Source organism: Shewanella inventionis (assembly GCF_019931735.1).
In the GTDB taxonomy this organism is placed as follows: domain Bacteria; phylum Pseudomonadota; class Gammaproteobacteria; order Enterobacterales; family Shewanellaceae; genus Shewanella; species Shewanella inventionis.
This window is the reverse complement of the sequence record NZ_CP082926.1, coordinates 3,669,082-3,687,169: the sequence shown is the minus strand read 5'-3', so window position 1 is coordinate 3,687,169 and position 18,088 is coordinate 3,669,082. Positions and strand designations below refer to the sequence as shown.

The 18,088-nt window shown below is 41.8% G+C and carries 15 protein-coding genes and 2 pseudogenes; 13 read left to right on the top strand and 4 right to left on the bottom strand.

Going from position 1 to position 18,088, the window contains the following annotated elements; genetic code table 11:
* Window positions 1-10: 10 nt before the first annotated feature.
* The 3 genes and pseudogenes from K8B83_RS16435 to K8B83_RS16425 form a co-directional block, all read left to right on the top strand.
* Window positions 11-475 (top strand): annotated as a pseudogene (locus K8B83_RS16435) (transposase); the annotation flags it as partial.
* A gap of 392 nt (window positions 476-867) precedes the next feature.
* Window positions 868-2,283 carry a site-specific integrase gene (locus tag K8B83_RS16430; RefSeq protein WP_223418304.1) on the top strand — a complete coding sequence of 472 codons (1,416 nt, stop codon included), beginning with the start codon at window positions 868-870 and terminating at the stop codon, window positions 2,281-2,283.
* Window positions 2,284-3,111: 828 nt separating this feature from the next.
* Complete coding sequence (locus tag K8B83_RS16425) at window positions 3,112-3,330, top strand: hypothetical protein (RefSeq protein WP_223418291.1); 219 nt, start codon at window positions 3,112-3,114, stop codon at window positions 3,328-3,330.
* 278 nt (window positions 3,331-3,608) lie between these two features.
* Here K8B83_RS16425 and K8B83_RS16420 read toward each other — a convergent pair whose 3' ends face one another.
* Together K8B83_RS16420 and K8B83_RS16415 are read right to left on the bottom strand one after the other, a co-directional pair.
* A complete protein-coding gene (locus K8B83_RS16420; protein WP_188738536.1) occupies window positions 3,609-4,676 on the bottom strand; it encodes an IS91 family transposase in 1,068 nt (355 codons plus the stop codon).
* Complete coding sequence (locus K8B83_RS16415; RefSeq protein WP_188738534.1) at window positions 4,673-5,563, bottom strand: tyrosine-type recombinase/integrase; 891 nt, start codon at window positions 5,561-5,563, stop codon at window positions 4,673-4,675. The genes K8B83_RS16420 and K8B83_RS16415 overlap by 4 nt, the downstream gene beginning before the upstream one ends.
* A 195-nt stretch (window positions 5,564-5,758) precedes the next feature.
* Here K8B83_RS16415 and K8B83_RS16410 point away from each other — a divergent pair, with 195 nt between their 5' ends.
* Complete coding sequence (locus K8B83_RS16410) at window positions 5,759-6,178, top strand: hypothetical protein (protein ID WP_223418289.1); 420 nt, start codon at window positions 5,759-5,761, stop codon at window positions 6,176-6,178.
* A gap of 124 nt (window positions 6,179-6,302) precedes the next feature.
* Window positions 6,303-6,779 carry a hypothetical protein gene (locus K8B83_RS16405; protein ID WP_223418287.1) on the top strand — a complete coding sequence of 159 codons (477 nt, stop codon included), beginning with the start codon at window positions 6,303-6,305 and terminating at the stop codon, window positions 6,777-6,779.
* Between the two features lie 73 nt (window positions 6,780-6,852).
* Here K8B83_RS16405 and ltrA read toward each other — a convergent pair whose 3' ends face one another.
* Window positions 6,853-8,202 (bottom strand): group II intron reverse transcriptase/maturase, encoded by a 1,350-nt coding sequence (gene ltrA / locus K8B83_RS16400; RefSeq protein ID WP_188739590.1) that lies wholly within the window; start codon window positions 8,200-8,202, stop codon window positions 6,853-6,855.
* A gap of 625 nt (window positions 8,203-8,827) precedes the next feature.
* Between ltrA and K8B83_RS16395 the strand changes: the two genes are divergently transcribed.
* The gene (locus tag K8B83_RS16395) at window positions 8,828-9,244 is read left to right on the top strand and encodes a hypothetical protein (protein ID WP_223418285.1); all 417 of its coding nucleotides are present in this window, start codon (window positions 8,828-8,830) and stop codon (window positions 9,242-9,244) included.
* Window positions 9,245-9,966: 722 nt separating this feature from the next.
* Here K8B83_RS16395 and K8B83_RS16390 read toward each other — a convergent pair.
* Window positions 9,967-11,433: a DASS family sodium-coupled anion symporter gene (locus K8B83_RS16390; RefSeq protein ID WP_223418284.1), complete on the bottom strand. Its 1,467-nt coding sequence runs from the start codon at window positions 11,431-11,433 to the stop codon at window positions 9,967-9,969.
* A gap of 297 nt (window positions 11,434-11,730) precedes the next feature.
* On the opposite strand from K8B83_RS16390, the gene K8B83_RS16385 reads away from it, so the two are divergent.
* The 7 genes and pseudogenes from K8B83_RS16385 (at window position 11,731) to pgsA (ending at window position 17,929) form a co-directional block, all read left to right on the top strand.
* Window positions 11,731-12,564, top strand: a complete 834-nt coding sequence (locus K8B83_RS16385; RefSeq protein WP_223418278.1) for a YHYH protein — start codon at window positions 11,731-11,733, stop codon at window positions 12,562-12,564.
* A gap of 19 nt (window positions 12,565-12,583) precedes the next feature.
* Window positions 12,584-13,129, top strand: a complete 546-nt coding sequence (locus tag K8B83_RS16380; RefSeq protein WP_223418276.1) for a toxin-antitoxin system YwqK family antitoxin — start codon at window positions 12,584-12,586, stop codon at window positions 13,127-13,129.
* A complete protein-coding gene (locus K8B83_RS16375) occupies window positions 13,104-13,760 on the top strand; it encodes an SCO family protein (RefSeq protein WP_223418275.1) in 657 nt (218 codons plus the stop codon). The genes K8B83_RS16380 and K8B83_RS16375 overlap by 26 nt, the downstream gene beginning before the upstream one ends.
* 381 nt (window positions 13,761-14,141) lie before the next feature.
* A pseudogene (locus tag K8B83_RS16370) lies at window positions 14,142-14,560 on the top strand (secondary thiamine-phosphate synthase enzyme YjbQ).
* Window positions 14,561-14,820: 260 nt separating this feature from the next.
* Window positions 14,821-15,465 (top strand): UvrY/SirA/GacA family response regulator transcription factor, encoded by a 645-nt coding sequence (gene uvrY / locus K8B83_RS16365; RefSeq protein WP_188739814.1) that lies wholly within the window; start codon window positions 14,821-14,823, stop codon window positions 15,463-15,465.
* Window positions 15,466-15,503: 38 nt separating this feature from the next.
* Complete coding sequence (gene uvrC, locus K8B83_RS16360; protein WP_223418273.1) at window positions 15,504-17,336, top strand: excinuclease ABC subunit UvrC; 1,833 nt, start codon at window positions 15,504-15,506, stop codon at window positions 17,334-17,336.
* 44 nt (window positions 17,337-17,380) lie between these two features.
* On the top strand, window positions 17,381-17,929 hold the full coding sequence (pgsA, locus tag K8B83_RS16355; RefSeq protein ID WP_188739812.1) for a CDP-diacylglycerol--glycerol-3-phosphate 3-phosphatidyltransferase: 549 nt from the start codon (window positions 17,381-17,383) through the stop codon (window positions 17,927-17,929).
* Window positions 17,930-18,088: the final 159 nt, after the last annotated feature.

The following is an 18,088-nucleotide window of genomic DNA, read 5'->3' as shown; positions in this document are numbered from 1 at the left end:
GTAATAGAAGATGGCCAGACCAAGACAAACTATCGTTAGTCTAGAAGATACGCCTTACTACCACTGCTGTTCCCGAGTAGTACGCAAGGCATTCTTATGTGGAATCGATAAATCTACTGGTGAGAACTTTGAGCATCGGCGCGAGTGGGTTGATTCACGCATTCTTGAGTTAGCGACCATTTTTGCTATTGATATCTGTGCTTATGCCGTGATGAGTAATCACTTACATGTGGTGTTAAAGGTTGATGCTGACAAAGTAAAACAGTGGTCAGATAAAGAAGTGCTCATTCAATGGCACAAAGGCTTTAAGGGTACACTATTAACCCATAAGTTTTTAAAAGGGGAAGACCTCAATCAATTTGAGCGTCAAACGGTTAATGAATGCATTACCGAGTATCATAAACGCTTAATCGATATTAGTTGGTTTATGCGTTCACTCAGTGAGCCTATAGCCAGAATGGCCAACAAAGAAGACATAATAATTATGACACCAATAATTATTTCGTTACTTGTTCAAAAAATGGGTTGCTCGATTTTTGTAATCATAGCTGTTTCATTTATATGGCATTTTGATTAAAAATTTAGATGTATCAAGTTAGCACTTTTAAAGGTTCATAATTATTGACTTTTTTCAACTTCAGGAATAAAGTCAATCTTAGTTAGCAATTGCAGAACTTGAAGATGTAAAACTCTGCAACCAAATGAATTTAAACGACTATTTTAACTATTTAATTCGAGAGTCTGGGTTCAAATCCCTATCCCTCCGCCACATTCTAAAGTGAAAAAGCCATTGATAATCAATGGCTTTTTTGCTTTCTAGCATTTGAAAAATCATATTCTCAGACCCAAAACGGATGACTGAGACATATGTACCTATTCAGAGCCACAAATTGTACCTATTACACCCGCATGGTATTGCCTGCTTATCTTCGTGATAAAGGCTTCGCTGCCGACATCAAAGTATCCTTGCTCACTAAACAGCGCTCAATCGCGATAGGCCGTAACCTTGTCGTTGCGGGTATCTTACGACCATTAATCAGCAACTTAACCCCACAATCACAGCCCGATGCGTTTAAGGAACACGTTAATCAATTGATTAATGATGCCCGTGCAGGCTTTGTTGGGGCAACAGATACGCTTGATGAAAATGCCAAGCCAGTGCGGGAAATCATTCAGTTTATTCCCACTCGGCCAACGCAATTAGCCCATAATAGTGCGACATATGACAATTGTCCCTCACTAACAAACTTGGCATTCTCAAAAAAATCGGATAGTAAAAAACAAACAAATTCAGTCGCTAACGTCACATTAACGGATGCACTAATTAAGTTTATTGCGTCTAAACAAAAGCAGTCTGTCTCAGTGTTAACGGTAAAGCAGCTTAATCAACGTATAGGCCACTTTATTGAAAGAACTCACCTAGATGATGTATTCGACATAACCAGCGCTGAGGCGATGGAATACAAGGATTGCTTACTCGAAGAAGGTCGAAGCCATAAAAGTAATAAAGACTACTTAGCAGCGGTGTCGCAGTTCTTTAAGTGGTGCAAACTGATGCGCTACACCAGCGCCAACCCGTTTGATGAAGTGAAACTGTCAAAGCCAAGTAACCACGCTGGGCATGATTTAGCGCGTCAGCGCTGGCAACCAGAGCAACTAAAACACGTACTGCAATCACAAGACTTTATTGATAAACAAGCCGACTTTAAATGGATAACACTATTGATGCTCTATCACGGCCTAAGGCCTTCAGAGGCTTGTCAGCTACACAGCAATGATATAGCCGTAATAGATGGCATAAGCGTCATTCACGTGACTAATGAGGGCATGAGCCAACAACTCAAGACTGCTAAGTCAAAACGAACTGTTCCGCTACATCAAAAACTCATTGAGCTTGGTTTTATTGATTTCGTTCAAACCATTACTGACCGAACATCAAAAAGCTGTCAGTTAAAAAATAGTCATTTAACAAACAGCCCGTTATTTCATTATCAACCCAGTAGCGATGGTGTTTGGTCGCACAGATTCTGCCGTGAGTTTGGTAAATTACTCGAGCAACTTCACTTTATCGCAGGTAAACGACCTACAGCATACTCATTCCGTCACACCTTTATTGATGAACTGAAACAACTGCAAATCGAAGAGTCGATGGTGGCACAGCTTGTTGGACACGTTTATCACAACATCACCTATGGACGATACGGCAAGCAATATGATGTGAAAACACTCAAACCAGTGGTGGATAAAGTAAGTTACACATTGAATTTATTTCTACCAGTATAAGAAGTGGGATTATATGAGAGGATTTTTGCTGAAAAGATCAACCGTAGAGCGTTAATCATGACAACAGTCAGTAAATCCTGAGTGACTTTATACGCCAAAATTTGCTCTCACAGAACCAATAATCAGCCTGAGAAATGATGGAGCCTATCAGCGGCATCATTTCTCAGCCGCACTTATCAAATCCTACGGGCGTAAATCGATAATACATCTTGCTGAGAAATCGAAATTTCACCTTTTTTCGCATTAATTTCACGCTCATTTCACGTAACTGTTCACTTAAAGAATGCAATTTAAACCGCTTCGCACTCAGTGAGTGCGAAGCCAAAGCAGCCCACTTATTAAGTGGGACTACAACGTAACCCGGTACGCTCCTATCCCACTTTTTGTTCCAAAAAGATCGGATAGGAGCTACGGGCAAGGGGTGAACCCCTTAACCCCAACAGCCACATGCTGCGCATGTGAAAAAGTCAAAAGAGTGAAAGATAAAATCAGCTGGGACACCTTTATATGGTACGCACTGTTTTTATGTACAGTTATAATGGGATTTCATCGATTTACAACTAAAAAACGATTCAAAATCGTTCTTTAGTTGTATCGTATTAAAAATAGAAAAACCGTAATCATCTGATTTTATTGACTTTAATTTTTAGTGTACTGAGCCAAAATTCTACTTTACGCGCAAGCTCGGTTTGTTTTTGTCTGTTAGGCACAATTAATTGCTTTACTTCAATAAGATAGCAAATGTAGGATGTTATTAATCAATAAGTTAAAGGGCGACTTTAATTTTCATTTGCCCTTCAATAAGCTGTTATATACCTAAGGTAACTTATGAGTTCAGGTGTCCAATTAACAGAAGCTGAGTTGCTTGAGCTTTATGGATTTATGGAAAAAGCTAACGAGCTATTTCATCAACCAATGAACTACTCTGATTCTGATAAAGTCGAAAAATTCGGGCAGGAAAATTACCCGTTAATCCGAAAGTATTATTACGATGTTTTATGGGATAAATTACCGGATAAAGTAAAAGAAAACATACTTAACGAGTAAACGGTATATAACTAATAAGGATAGGCCGCGCGAAGCCGCGTCCTTATCCCAAGTGTTGAACAAGCCCGAACACGTGAGATGTGACTCTTTATTATGTAATTAACAGTTCGAGAAAACGCGCTGTTTGATGTGATTGTTAGCTCGCTACTTTTCAGTAGGCAGCAAGTTCCCTTAGCCTCTTTGCTAATTAGTTAACTCGCTATATTTCAGTATCTTAAATTAACCCTCCACGGTATTCAGTTAAGCCATTATCCTTATTATCATTTTCAACATTAGGGTCAGGGTATTAAGTTTGTCGGTCGTTTCACTATGCCCATAAAGCGCATTGGTTGCTGACAACAGGGGCAACGGCGCGTCGCTAATCTGCGCTTTATCTCTGGAATGATTGGAAATACAGCCCCAGCAACCGCCAGCATCAGTTGTATTTGTAGCCTGAGTTTTTTGGCATTGCCTCTGAGTAATCCATAGTCGCGCACTCGTCTTAATCCCTTCGGTAATACGTGTTGCAGTATTAACCAGAGAAATTCTATGGTGGGTAAAGTGCGGACTTTTGTTGACTTTGTTTGGCTGTCTTCATACTCGAAACTCACATTGTCATCGACGAGCCTTTTGATGTTTTTGTCAGGCAGTACACCACGATAAAGATAGCGTGATAGATATTGCAGTGCAGGCAACCCTTTGCCCACATGCTGGCAGTCAACCACCCATTTTTTCGGCAGTGAGGTTGGCAGTTTGAGATTCAGTTTTACCAACTGTTCCAGTAAACGTGCGCGCCACACTTTAGCTAAATTGAAAGCGTTGAACAGGTATTTGCCCTTATTCTTTTTCCAGTGTTGTTGGGTTTTGTTGAAACTGCCCGCTGGAATAATAAAGTGAATATGCGGATGTAAATCACGCCGCCGGCTGTGAGTATGCAATACGCCGGTAAAACCAATATCACCGCTAAGCTTTGGTGAATTAAGCGCAAAGTCTTTGAGCACACTGGCAGCCACTGAAAACATGGCTGGATAGAGTGATTCCGGTTGATATTTAGCCGCCACATGCAGTTCATATGGCAACGTAAATGTCACCATAAAGTAATCGACAGGTAACAGTTTGGTCTGCTGCTTCGCTAACCAATCTGCCGTGGTGTTGTACTGACACTGGGGACAACTGCGATGACCACATGACAGCGGAAAATCAGCTGTATGAGTACACCCCTGACAAGTCCAGAGGCTGGCGCGTTGGGTATGAGTGCGGCAACTCAGCATGGCATTAATCGCTTGACGCATTGATGTTGTTATTTGGCCGTCATAAGCTTGATTAAACACATCAAGATGGTCACGTAAAATATCGATAAACTTCATATGTCACACTCCCACTTCAACACCAAATTATTAGTGAGCTGGTTAACCGACAAGGCCGTGTTCTTACGGGTAATTTGAGTGAGACGTGTATACCTTGCTGTGGTGTTTAGGCTGTTGTGACCGAGCAGGTGTTGTACTGAGCGTAAATCTAATCCTTGCTCTAGCAAATGAGTCGCATAGCTGTGACGTAAATTATGTGGACTGATAGATTTGTGAATGTTGCACTCAGAAATCACCTTTTTCATGGCCTTTTGAATACCACCGCGGTCCATCAGCGAGTCTGGTTTACCGTCTTTACCGGGAAATACATGCCGAGGATGGCGATGGGTTTGCCAGTAATACCGCAGCGCTAACAATGTGCGTTGCGGTAAAGGTACTAGCCTATCCTTGCCGCCTTTGGCGTCACGAATATGCACCTGCATCAACGCTGAATCGATATCGCCAACCTGCAATGAAATTGCTTCACCGAGGCGCAGCCCCATACTGTATAAGGTTAAAAAGCACACTTGATATCGCAGCTTATGGGTGAGGCTAATGACGATTGAGACTTCGGCAGGGGTTAGAATATCCGGTAGGCGTTTGACCTGCGGCGGCTTAACAATGTTGAGCCACTCCCAAGATTGATTAAGGACATACCGGTAGAAAAACTGTAATCCATTACGGTCGAGTTTTACGGTACTCCAGGAGTGAGAGGCAATTAAATCAGCAAAATAACGCTTCAAATCATCGGTTGAAAGGTTATCAGGGCAACAGTCAAAATAAGCACTAATGCGCCTAACGGCGCGACTGTACGCATCGATGGTAGCAGGTCGCTTGCCTTGCAGGGTTAAATTGGTAAGATGTTGTTGATAAAGAAAATCAAAGCGTTGTTGTTCATGAGTTTCCATGGTGATACTCCTAGGTAATGCCAAGGTAGGCAGGGTCTAGTAAGTATTTATGATGGTGAGAAAGATGGGCTTTTATCTTTTCTGCCGCAGAGCGGCTTCGTTCAACAAGTCATTAAAGCAGGAAAATTTACAGTTGGCTGTTTTCACTGCGTTCAACATTTTAGCCAACTATAAATTTCCTCTTAATGAGGCGTTATGTTTCAAGGACGATTGGTGAAATTTCTCAAGTATTTAGTTCTTTCTATTATTTCCGTTGTCGTTTTATACCTTGTTATAAGCGTTATTATTTATCGATTGCCAAGCTTTGATAAAGTTGAATGCTTTAAAAGTGAAGTTGTATTTGATTTTGTTGATATACAACTCTCTCCTAGAGAAATATTTGAAACAGGGGTTTTAGGTAAAAGCGTTGTAACCTTAGCTATTGAAAATAAACGCTTCTTTATAGAGAATATAGACAAGAAAAAACTATGGGAAGTTAACCCGCGAGATATGAAAGAACAGGGTTACACCTTGAGTGCGGAAGTTTGCGCACAACCATTAATGTTTGGTGGCTACGGTGTTGCAAAAGTTGCTAATCTTACAAAGGTTAATAAGCAACCTATCATTACCAAATGAAACATAACAAGCTAATAAATAAGGACAAAAAACAGTTGGCTGTTTTCGTTCCTCAACATTTTAGCCAACAATTTTTTGCCCATTATTAGGGCGTTAGACCTATAATCAGAATCACGGAAAGTTTATGAAGAACGTACTCGTTTTACTTTTATTGATGCTCGCCACTACTAAAGCGGTGGCCTGTTCTTGCGCATTTCATGATGGCACGCTTGAGGAAGCGGTAATCGAATCTTATCAAAATGCATCCGCTGTCGTCCTAGCAACGGCTGAGCACGTTGAAAATTTGGAACCGTTTGTTTCTGATGTATGGAGTGAAGAGAAAGGGCATCATAAAGAAACTTATTATAATAAACAACGGACTCAGTTTGTTGCATTGAAGTCATGGAAAGGGGAGCATGGAAAAAGGTTTTTTACAGAGATTGTAATAGCCTGCTGTATGTGCGGGTATAGCTTTGAAGAAGGTGAAAATTACCTCCTTTATCTACATGGTACTGATAAAAATGGTTATTTTAGTACAAGTAGTTGTTCTCGTACAAAAAAAGCGACAGCTAAAATTGAAATGGAATTAGAAATACTTAGTAAAATAGGTCTAATCGGGTAGCCGGAGGTATCTAACCTCCAGCCCCCACACCACCCTGCATGCGGCTCCGCACAGGGCGGTTCATTTAGAACACCTAACTAGCTTTCTGGTTAGGATAATGAACTGCGATCCATCCATCTCTTAGTGAATATAATCCTGCTTTCTTCAGATACTCATTACTCAGTGCTTGCTGTATTCCTGGTGTCTTCGAGCTACGCCAAGGGCCTTTACTAGTGGTACCACAAGCAACAGCAGCTTGGATCCTGACGCCACGTTTTAATAAGTTTTGTACCTTAGTCCGTGGTTTTCGCCACTGACGCCAGTAGCACATACGCACACGACGTCGGATCCAGTGATCTAAATCGACACACCCTTGATAAGCGTTAGCGATGCCAAAGTAATTGATCCAGCCTTGCATGTACTGCCGCACTTTAAACAGCTGATAACTCATACTCACGCCCCAATTTCGGTTCGTTAGTCGCCTCATCTTTTGTTTGAAAATGTGCAATGTTTTAGCATGCCACTGGATTTTCCCGCGATTAAATGTGAAGCCTAGGAACTTGCTTTGACTTACCTTAACCACCTGGCTTTTCTGTTCATTAACAACCAGTTTTAGCTTAGTAGCAAGGTATTGAGTGATGCTCTTGAGTACTCGTTCTCCCGCTCGAATAGACTTTACCAAAATGATAAAGTCGTCCGCATAGCGTGCGAATTTATGCCCTCGGCTTTCCAGCTCTTTATCTAGACTATCCAACATAATGTTAGAGAGTAATGGTGAGAGTGGGCCGCCTTGAGGCACACCTTCAAAGCTTGCTTCAAATTGGTCGTTGACCATCACACCAGCTCGAAGGTATTTACCAATAAGCGCCAACAGACGCTTATCCTGCACCTTGCTCCTAAGTTGAGTCATCAAGAGATCATGATTAACTCGGTCAAAGAACTTAGACAGATCAACATCGACGGCAAATTTGCGTTTCTGTTTGATGGTATCCCTTACTTGCAGTACCGCTTGTTTGGCATTTCTGTTCGGCCTAAAGCCAAAGCTGTTAGTCGAGAAGAATGGGTCAAACAGTGGCGTGAGTATTTGAGCAATGGCTTGCTGTATCACACGGTCAATAACGTTCGGGATCCCCAATTTGCGTTTACCGCCATCGGGTTTGTCGATCTCCACGCGCCTGACCGCTGAGGGTTGGTATTCACCTCGTTCCAATTGAGATTTACACTGTTGCCAGCCGCCTTGTTGCATCCAGAGCGGGAAGGCTTCGATGGTCATGCCATCAATGCCCGCCGCACCTTTATTGGCTTTAACTTGACGCCAAGCTCGGTGTAGATTTTCAGGTTCGAGCAGTTGTTGAAATAGATCGCGGTTGAAGGCCGGTTGCATATCAATACGCTGCCGATAGTAATCGTCTGGCGACGTAGTGGGTATCGACAAGTTTGACAAGACTCCTCCTTCTTCTAAATGTTCAGGCCTTCACCATGTCCCAACCATTACGCTGGGCGTTGGGCTACTATGCCGTCTGCTGACTTCTGCTTAATCACATGCCAAGTTACCCCGTCATGCGCTATCGGTTTCCATCTAGTTCGCTCTTTTCAGTCGATGATGCTGAAAAGCCAAGGCACTTATAAACCAGAGCCTTACTGGTTAATGACCGATCGCGTGTTAAGCAGATCTCCCCACTCTTTATTGGTAGAGAAGGAACATGAACTTTCTTTGCACTGCTGCATCATTATGGTGCCATTAGATCACGTGGTTTCGTCGTCTTGTACCCTTGCTTCACGGGGCAGACCCTGCCAACTCACCTCTAGCCTACGCCTCATATGATGTTCTTGTTCATCAGCTCGCAAATTTGCTAGCGGCTTCCTCCAGACCAAACCTTGCGATTAAGCCCTTGCCATTCGCTAGTAGTTAACGTTTAATAACAGTATGTTATTCTCTTTTAGAAAGAGTAACGGTGATCTTCCTACAGAGGACTTTCACCTCATTAGTTCATGCCCATGCTGGGCGTACACAAAAAGCTCAAAGGCGACGCCAAAAAGCGGCGCGCTTTAGCTAGGCGTTAAAAGTCATGGATGCATTAGAGAAACTTGCGGAGAAAAACCGCGCTCACAGGAAGCACATAGATGCTGAACGGTCATCGTTAGTGCTTATCCTATTGGGTTTGCTGCCTTTTTACGTAGATTTAGTTTATTCATTTATCAAGTCCGACTCTGCTTTCCCACAGACGTTAATTTTTGCTGTAATTTCTTGTGTCGGTAGTTTGTGTTATTCATACCCCATTCTTGCAGCTGTAGATATTTCGCTTTTTAGCAAAAAAATAAAAGCGATAACTTTAATAATAACTCAGTCGTGGTTTATATATTTCTGGGTCTTTAGCAGCCTGCCGTTGGTAGCATTTATACCTTTAATACCCGTGTATACAATTGTTCGGCGCCAATTGCCGAAAATAAGAGCCAAAATTGAGAACGGTGGATATGACTTATAATAAGGCGTTAATCTTTGACAATTTAACCGATAAATATTTAAATGTCATATATCGACTACGAATGTTCAATATCTGAGATGTGATTTTTCGATTAGTAATTGATTATAATGAATTTTAGTTTTATTTTGTGGCTGATTTCTTGGGTTCAAATCCCTATCCCTCCGCCACATTCAATAAAAAGGCCCGCTATGTTTAGCGGGCCTTTTTATTTGGGCGAAAGATAGGACTTTGAACCCACGGGTTCCTCTTTATTACAAGCAAGCTATCCCTCCTCAAGATTTAAGACCAAATGCCAAATGCCAATTGACAAATTTAAGGCCTTTTATTTTGGCGAAAGATAGGACTTTGAACCCACGGGTTCTCTTTATTACAAACATGCTATCCCTTTGCAAGATTTCAAATCAAATGCCAAATCGACAAATCTAAGGCCTTTTATTTTAGCGAAAGATAGGACTTTGAACCCAATGGTTCCTCCTTTATTACAAGCAAACTATCCCTCCTCAATATTCAACTAGAAAGCCTCATCAGAAATTGATAAGGCCTTTTTATTGGGCGAAAGATAGGATTTTGAACCCACGGGTTCCTCTTTATTATAAGCAAGCTATCTCTTCAGCATATTTATCTATAAGTCTTGATCATAAATGTCGAGGTTTTTTGTATTTGTCACATTCGAACCAAGGGATACTTTTGCTTTGCTTGGCCCGATCCTGTTTTGAGCTTATTTACCAATATCCCAGTGCTTTCCACCAAAGCCCACCAACTACGCCCCAAACAGTTAAATTAACCACGCTCATTATTAAGCCCATTAGCCACCAGTTTTCCATTGAGACATAGCCCGATCCAAAAATAATGGGTGAGGTGCCAGTAGCATAGTGGGTGAGTGACATCATTAAGGAAGATGCGCCCGCAAGTAGAAGGCCTAGGTATAATGGTGGTGCACCTAATGCGATACCAGCAGCGAAAAATGCTGCAAACATGGCGGTAATATGTGCAGTAGTGCTGGCAAAAAAATAGTGTGCATAGAAGTAAATCACCACTAAGATAATGACCGACACCATCCAACCAACGCCAAATTGAGCAATCTTGCTTTCAACCACGCCAGAAAACCAAGCGACTAAACCGAGTTTATTTAAAAAGGTTGCCATCATCACCAATGCGGAAAACCACACGACAGTGTCCCATGCAGCTTTTTCTTTTAGCACATCTTCCCAGCTTAATACGCCGCTAATTAATAAAATTGATAATCCTAAGAAGGCAACGGCTGTAGTATCAACGGCAAAGTCTGGGCCAAATACCATGGCGGGCACGCCTGCCCATAAAATCAACAATAAGCCAAACACACCTACCATGATTTTTTCTGAAAATGACATTGGCCCCATGTCGGCTAATTTATCTTTTGCATAAGTGCTGGCATCTGGAGTGCGTTTAATCTCGGGAGGGTAAACTGCATAGATAATCAGTGGCATCAGTGCAATACATAACAGACCTGGTAATAAGGCTGCTAGTGCCCATGTTCCCCAGGTAATACTAATATCTGCACCAGTGGCATCTGCAATTAATTTAACGATTAATGGGTTAGGTGCCGTCGCCGTAATAAACATCGCCGAGGTGATAGGATTTGTGTGGTAGTTCACTAACGCAAGATAGTGACCTATTTTTCGCGATGTACCCTCTTCTGGTGATGAGCCAAAGCTGTTGGCTATGGATTTCATTATTGGGTGAATAATCCCGCCCCCTCTTGCTGTATTGCTTGGGGTGACAGGGGCGATAACGAGCTCTGATAACGCTAATGCGTAGCCAATACCTATGGTTTTTCGGCCAAATAAAGCAATAAAGTAATAACCAATACGATTTCCTAGACCTGTTTTGGCTAATCCGCGCGAGATAATAATAGCAATACCTATTAGCCAAATGAGCGAATTTGAAAACCCGCTTAATGCATCTTTAATCGCATCTGATGGCTTGTCATTGGTTACTCCTGTTAACGCAACAAGTGTAATGGCAAGCACAGCAATAGCTCCAATTGGCATTGCTTTGCCAATAATGGCAACAACAGTACCGACAAATAACGCCAGTAGATGCCAGGCATTGGCTGATACCCCTTGCGGAGGCTCGACGATAAACCAAAGAAGTAAAATTATTGCAATAGAAATAATGCCGGGAATAACACGAATATCAGTACTTTTCATGGCGGCTTCCTTAGGTGTCAGGGTGCACCTTAAGCGACGAGAAATGTGTTTGTTATCAGCTCTTTTTTGCAACAAACGTGAGCTATTTCTTGATACTAAGACTTTGTGATAATTAAAATTGTGAAGTTATTCTCATTGTTGATATTGCGATATTTTTGCCGAAAAAAGCGATGAGAATAGTGTTTAACGTTTTTAACATTGATGTATACAAACCTGCTGCTTATTCATGGTTTCTGCGTAATTTCTGCACATTTGCTTGTTAAGCTTTGCCTTATGTTTACAGCAATGAGAAATACCATGAATTCTTCACCTTTAAGCTCGACAGCATTGGCCATTACGTTAGCTCTAACTTTAGGGTTAACAGGATGTGGTGGTTCAGAAGACAGTACTGAGTCAATAGATGCGACCAGTACAAGCGATACCGCTACTGATACAAGTACTGATACCGATGATGGTTCTGAAGACTCAGGCAGCGGGATTTTACATCCTGCATATTATGAATTTGATCAAGATAACGTTAATGTTGTGCTAAGCGGTAGCAAAGTCGTGATTGAGACTAATGGATTACCTAACCATACTTCGCCATATTGGTCGTCAGGCCATGAGTTACATGTTGAGCCTACTGTCACATCATATGCACAAATGGCGCCGGGCAACATTGATGACTTTGTTGGAACCTACACATTAACTGTCGACAATAGCCCAACTAAAGCAACATCTACATCGGCAACCGGACTTGGGGCAATTGGTATTGCAGTCAGTGGCTCCGTGATTTATAACGATGAAGAAGGGCCAGGGGTGCCATTAGATGATGCTGCTACAAGTCTTGATTTTAATGGCGCGCACACAGGGCCTCAAAGCTATCATTATCATTTAGAACCCATTTCTTTTTCAGATGATGACTCAAACTTAGTTGGCGTGATTGCGGATGGTTTTTTCTTGTATGGCAGAATGTGTAATTCAACGGGGACTTATCCAACAGATTTAGATGCTTCTGGTGGTCATACGTCGATTACCCAATTTGCACAAGAAGCTGAATACCATTATCACATCCAAAATGAGCTCTACTTAGGGTCATACTATATTTTATTCCCAGGTGATTACCAAGGAAGCGCCAGTGCTATCCGTTAGGCTTGCATTGGTTTGTGTTATGTTGGTGTTTACCGCGGTCTTTATTTCGTTTTTTGAATCTGAAAATAAAGCCGTAGCTAGTGAAGACATCAGCATTTCACATTCAACCGGTTTAAGAATGTATCAAAACAAGCCTTTTACTGGTGATGCAGTAACTTATTATCCCAACGGTCAGCGGGCTAAATTAGAACATTTTGAGCACGGACTGCGTGACGGCTTTTTAACTCAATGGTTTGAAAACGGCACCTTAGCGTTTGACTCTCGGTATGTTGCAGGAGTGCTTGAGGGTAAAACGCAAAGCTGGTGGAGTAATGGCAATATGCGTTCGGAGTCGGTGTATCGTCAGGGCAAGGTTAATGGCACCTCGTTACAATGGTATGCAACGGGGGAGCTGTTTAAAAAAATGAATTATGTTGATGGCCAAGAAGTAGGATTACAACAAGCCTGGCGACGAAATGGCAAGTTATTTAGTAACTATCAGTATATTAACGGCCGAGTGTTTGGCCTTAAACGTTCAAATATGTGTGTGGAATTAGAAGATGAAGAAGTGGTTGAGTCTAATTAGTTTATCTGTGGCTTTGTTTAGCGGTTTTGTGCAAGCCGAGCCTAGTGGCGAACCCACTATGGGGGCATTACCTTATTACGGTAGCGCTGAATTTACGCCACATTGGTTTAAACCGGGCAGCCCTGAATTGGTCGGTTTTCATCAAATTCCGGCGTTTCAATTTATTGATCAGCAGGGTGAAATGGTCACTCAAGACACGGTAAAAGATAAAATTTATGTGGCGAGTTTTTTCTTTACACGTTGCCCAGGTATATGCCCTCGCATGAAATCGCAGCTGTCTAAAGTGCAAAGTGAATTTATGGACGATGCCGATGTAATGATTGTGTCTCATTCTATTCAACCTGGAAATGATACGGTTGAGGTTCTCCAGCAATACGCCAAAAAAAATAACATCAATGCAGCTAAATGGCGCTTAGTCACTGGGGAGCGCGACCACATTTATTCGCTGGCTAGAAACGCCTATTTTGCCAATGAAGATTTAGGGGAATATGTGAGTAACGAAGATTTTTTACACACAGAAAACTTAGTATTAGTGGATAAAAACAGGCATATTAGAGGGATCTATAATGGGTTAAATAACACCTCTGTTGCCAATCTTATTATTGACATAAAGCAATTAATGACTGAATAAAACCGCAGTATTAAAGCCGTTTTTGTATAACATTAATTATAAAAACGGCTTGTTTTTTTGTATTACCCCATTGAAAAATTTAAAATTCATCCTTTAATTTTCATCCTTTCCTGAGTTATGGGCAATCTGTTTACCCAAACGCTTAATCTTCATAATATGTACTCAAGCATGTCAAATTATGCATTTTTCAAGGCCTGCACGATGGTAAATGACGGTCTAAATAGTATCGATAGTCATCACTAGGGTGTATGCTCTATTGCTGCTGTGGACGGAAATGGTTTGCACTGTCTATGTTAAGGTGTACCACTTTTTCGGGTGTTGTTTACTACCTCATTGCCATCACTGTTAATCGCTGGTGTATTTTATTGAATAGGTTTATTTATGTGGATGCAAAAAACAATTTCACTTGCTTCTAAAAAACGTGGTTTTCATTTAATTACTGACGAAGTGATATTGCAATTACCAGAGTTAAAAGAGATTAATGTTGGGTTATTGCATGTATTTATTCAACATACCTCAGCTTCATGCTGATAAACGAAAATGCAGATCCAACAGTGCGAGGTGACATGGAGCGTCATTTCAATGTGCTTGCCCCAGAAGGTGCACCTTATTATAAGCACACTTATGAAGGCCCAGATGACATGCCGGCGCACATAAAGTCGACCTTGATTGGTGTAAGCCAAACCATACCTATTACGGCTGGGCGCTTGAATTTAGGCACCTGGCAAGGATTGTATTTATGTGAACATCGCGATCATGCATCTTCGCGAACAATCATTGTTACAATACAGGGCGAGTAGTATAAATATGTTAATTGTTTATCCATACTCAATGGGGCTTGGATAACATATTTGCTTGTTTTGTATGCAGCCCTCACGTTGGTGGCTGACTTTGCTTGTGTAAGTAAATGTAAAGATGCTAAATTCAGTTAGCTTACTGAAACGCTTAAGGTATGCAGTTTTATTGGGCTTACTTTGCCTGTTGCTAGCATACAAATGTTTTGTATATAAAACGGCCCTAAAGAATTTAAAAAATAACGCATAATAATAGGTGGGTTAACGTGATATCTGTATATTTAGTTGACGATCATGAACTGGTAAGAACAGGGATCCGTCGTATTCTGGAAGACGAACGAGGCATTAAAGTTGTTGGCGAAGCGCCCGACGGTGAAACCGCCGTTCAGTGGTCTCGACAGAATGAAGCTGATGTAATTTTAATGGACATGAATATGCCGGGTATGGGGGGCTTAGAAGCAACCCGTAAAATTTTACGTTATCAACCCGAAGCTAAAATCATTGTATTAACAGTACAGACAGAAGATCCGTTTCCGACTAAGGTTATGCAAGCCGGTGCTTCGGGCTATTTAACCAAAGGTTCAACCTCGCCAGAAGTGCTACGTGCAATAACTCAAGTCGCACGTGGTCAGCGCTATTTGTCGCCTGAAATTGCCCAACAAATGGCACTGAGTCAGTTTAATCACTCAGACGAAAACCCATTTAGCAGTTTGTCAGAGCGCGAACTGCAGATAATGTTAATGATTACCAACGGCGAAAAAGTTAACGATATTTCTGAAAAACTCAATTTAAGTCCAAAAACCGTTAATAGTTATCGCTATCGCTTATTTGCTAAATTAGGGATTGGTGGCGATGTTGAGTTGACCCGTTTGGCTATTCGATACAAAATGCTCGACACAGGTTCATTTTAGTTGGGTATAACCCGCGTAACGCTTAAGCAGTTTTAATCATGTCTAGTGGTTTTAATGCCAAATCTTTTTTAAAAAACGTCACCAGCGCACCGGGTGTATATCGAATGTACGATATACACCAACAGGTCATTTATGTTGGTAAAGCTAAAGATCTCAAAAAGCGCCTAAGCTCGTATTTTCGCGCTAACATCCCCAGTGTTAAAACTCAGGCTTTAGTTAGCCATATTGATCATATCGATGTCACTGTCACTCACAGTGAAACCGATGCATTATTACTTGAAAACGACTACATCAAGCAGTACATGCCTAAGTATAATGTGTTACTGCGCGACGATAAGTCTTATCCGTATATTTTACTCAGTGGTCATAAACACCCAAGATTAGCGTATCACCGTGGCCCAAAACGTGAAAAAGGTCATTACTTTGGGCCGTATCCAAATGGCGGTGCGGTGCGCGAAAGCTTGCACTTAATGCAAAAGCTGTTTCCTATTCGCCAATGTGATGACCTATATTATAAATCGCGTTCTCGTCCCTGTTTACAGTACCAACTAGACCGTTGCAGTGCGCCTTGTGTCGGTATTGTTAGCGACGCAGAATACAGTGAACAGGTAAAGCTGGCAGGACTGTTTTTACGCGGCAAAGACAAGCAGGTTATTAGCCAGCTGGTGGCCAAAATGGAAGCGGCTGCAATTGATATGCACTATGAACAAGCTGCGCAGTACCGCGATCAAATTACCGCACTGAGGCGCGTGGCTGAGCAACAAGAAGTGTCTAACCATAAAGGTGATATGGATGTTATCGGGGTGGACTATGCCTCGGGGATTGCTTGTTTTCATTTGTTATTTATTCGTGATGGTAAAATCTTTGGCAGTCGCAGTTATTATCCTTCGGTGCCTGCTGAAACCGACATTGAAGAAGTACTGTCATCATTTTTAGGGCAATTTTACCTCAACGCCGATATTCAACGCACCATTCCTAAAGAGGTGATACTAAGCCACCACTTTGACGGTATTAAAGAGCTTGAAGCATCAATAGAACATGCCCTTGATAAAAAGTTTGAACTTAAGACTCAAGTGCGTGGCGATAGAGCGAATTTTTTACGCTTAGCCATGACAAACGCCAGCAATGCAGTCGCTACACGGTTATCTCACAAAAATACGGTTGAACAGCGGTTTCAATTATTGGAAGAGGCGCTGGAGCTTAACGAACCAATTAAGCGTATGGAATGTTTCGACATTAGCCATACCATGGGTGAAAGTACGGTGGCATCTTGCGTGGTATTTAACCGCGAAGGGCCACATAAAGCCGATTATCGTCGCTACAATATTACCGGCATAACCGGTGGCGATGATTATGCCGCAATGGAGCAGGCCATTAGCCGCCGGTTTGATAAAATCGACAATAATGGCAAAGTACCTGACTTACTGTTTATTGATGGTGGGCTTGGCCAGCTTAGGGTGGCGCAAACCATAGTAGATGAAAAGTGCGTTAACATTGATAACCCACCTTTATTAATTTGTGTGACTAAAGGCGAGGGCCGTAAAGCTGGCTTAGAAACCTTTACCGTCGGCGGCAGTGAGCAAACCTTTGAGATCCCTAGCGACTCCCCTGCATTTCACCTCATTTTACATATTCGGGATGAATCGCATCGTTTTGCAATTACTGGTCATCGTAACAAACGCCAAAAAACGCGTAACACGTCGACACTCGAATCTATCGCTGGTGTTGGCCCTAAAAGACGTAAAGCCTTGTTGCAGCACCTTGGTGGACTCCAAGAAGTTAAAGGCGCAAGTGTAGCTGAATTAACTAAAGTACCTGGAATTAGCCTAGAAATGGCACAAACAATTCACGATGCATTGCGAGGGGGCTAAAATTAAGGCAAGATTGGCGCTGCTTCTGACAAATTGGTCTTTTTATGCCGTTTAATGTACCTATTGCACTGACATTATTTCGTATTGCTCTATTACCCGTATTTGTAGTGGTTTTTTATCTTCCCTACACATGGGCACCCTTTGTAGCCGCATTTATTTTTTGGCTTGCCGCGCTTACCGATTGGTTAGATGGTTATGCTGCACGTAAATTGGGTCAATTAACTCGCTTTGGTGCGTTTTTAGATCCGGTTGCAGATAAGGTTATGGTGTCTACTGCGCTGGTGTTACTGGTGCAGCAAAATGACAATATGTATTTAACGTTAGCATCATTGTTTATGATTGGCCGTGAAATTGTGATTTCAGCCTTACGTGAATGGATGGCTGAAATAGGCAAACGGGGCGTAGTGGCAGTGTCATGGATAGGCAAATACAAAACAGCTGCGCAAATGGCTGCAATTGTAGGATTGATTTGGAAGCCTACCGAGCTCCTCACCGACCTTGCTTTTGCATTATTTTATGTAGCTGCAGCGTTAACGTTTTGGTCGATGATGAGTTATATTTCAGCAGCTTGGAAAGATTTAACTGCTGAATAGCATAATAATAGCCCAATAAGTTTATTTAGTGCGCAAACAGTCAAAATTGCGTAAATCAATAATTGACACACGAGGTTTATTCGGTAGAATGCCTCCCCGTAGACAAGTGATGAGCCACAACAAACCTTAAGGTTTAACGTTAATTAGCACTGTTTACCA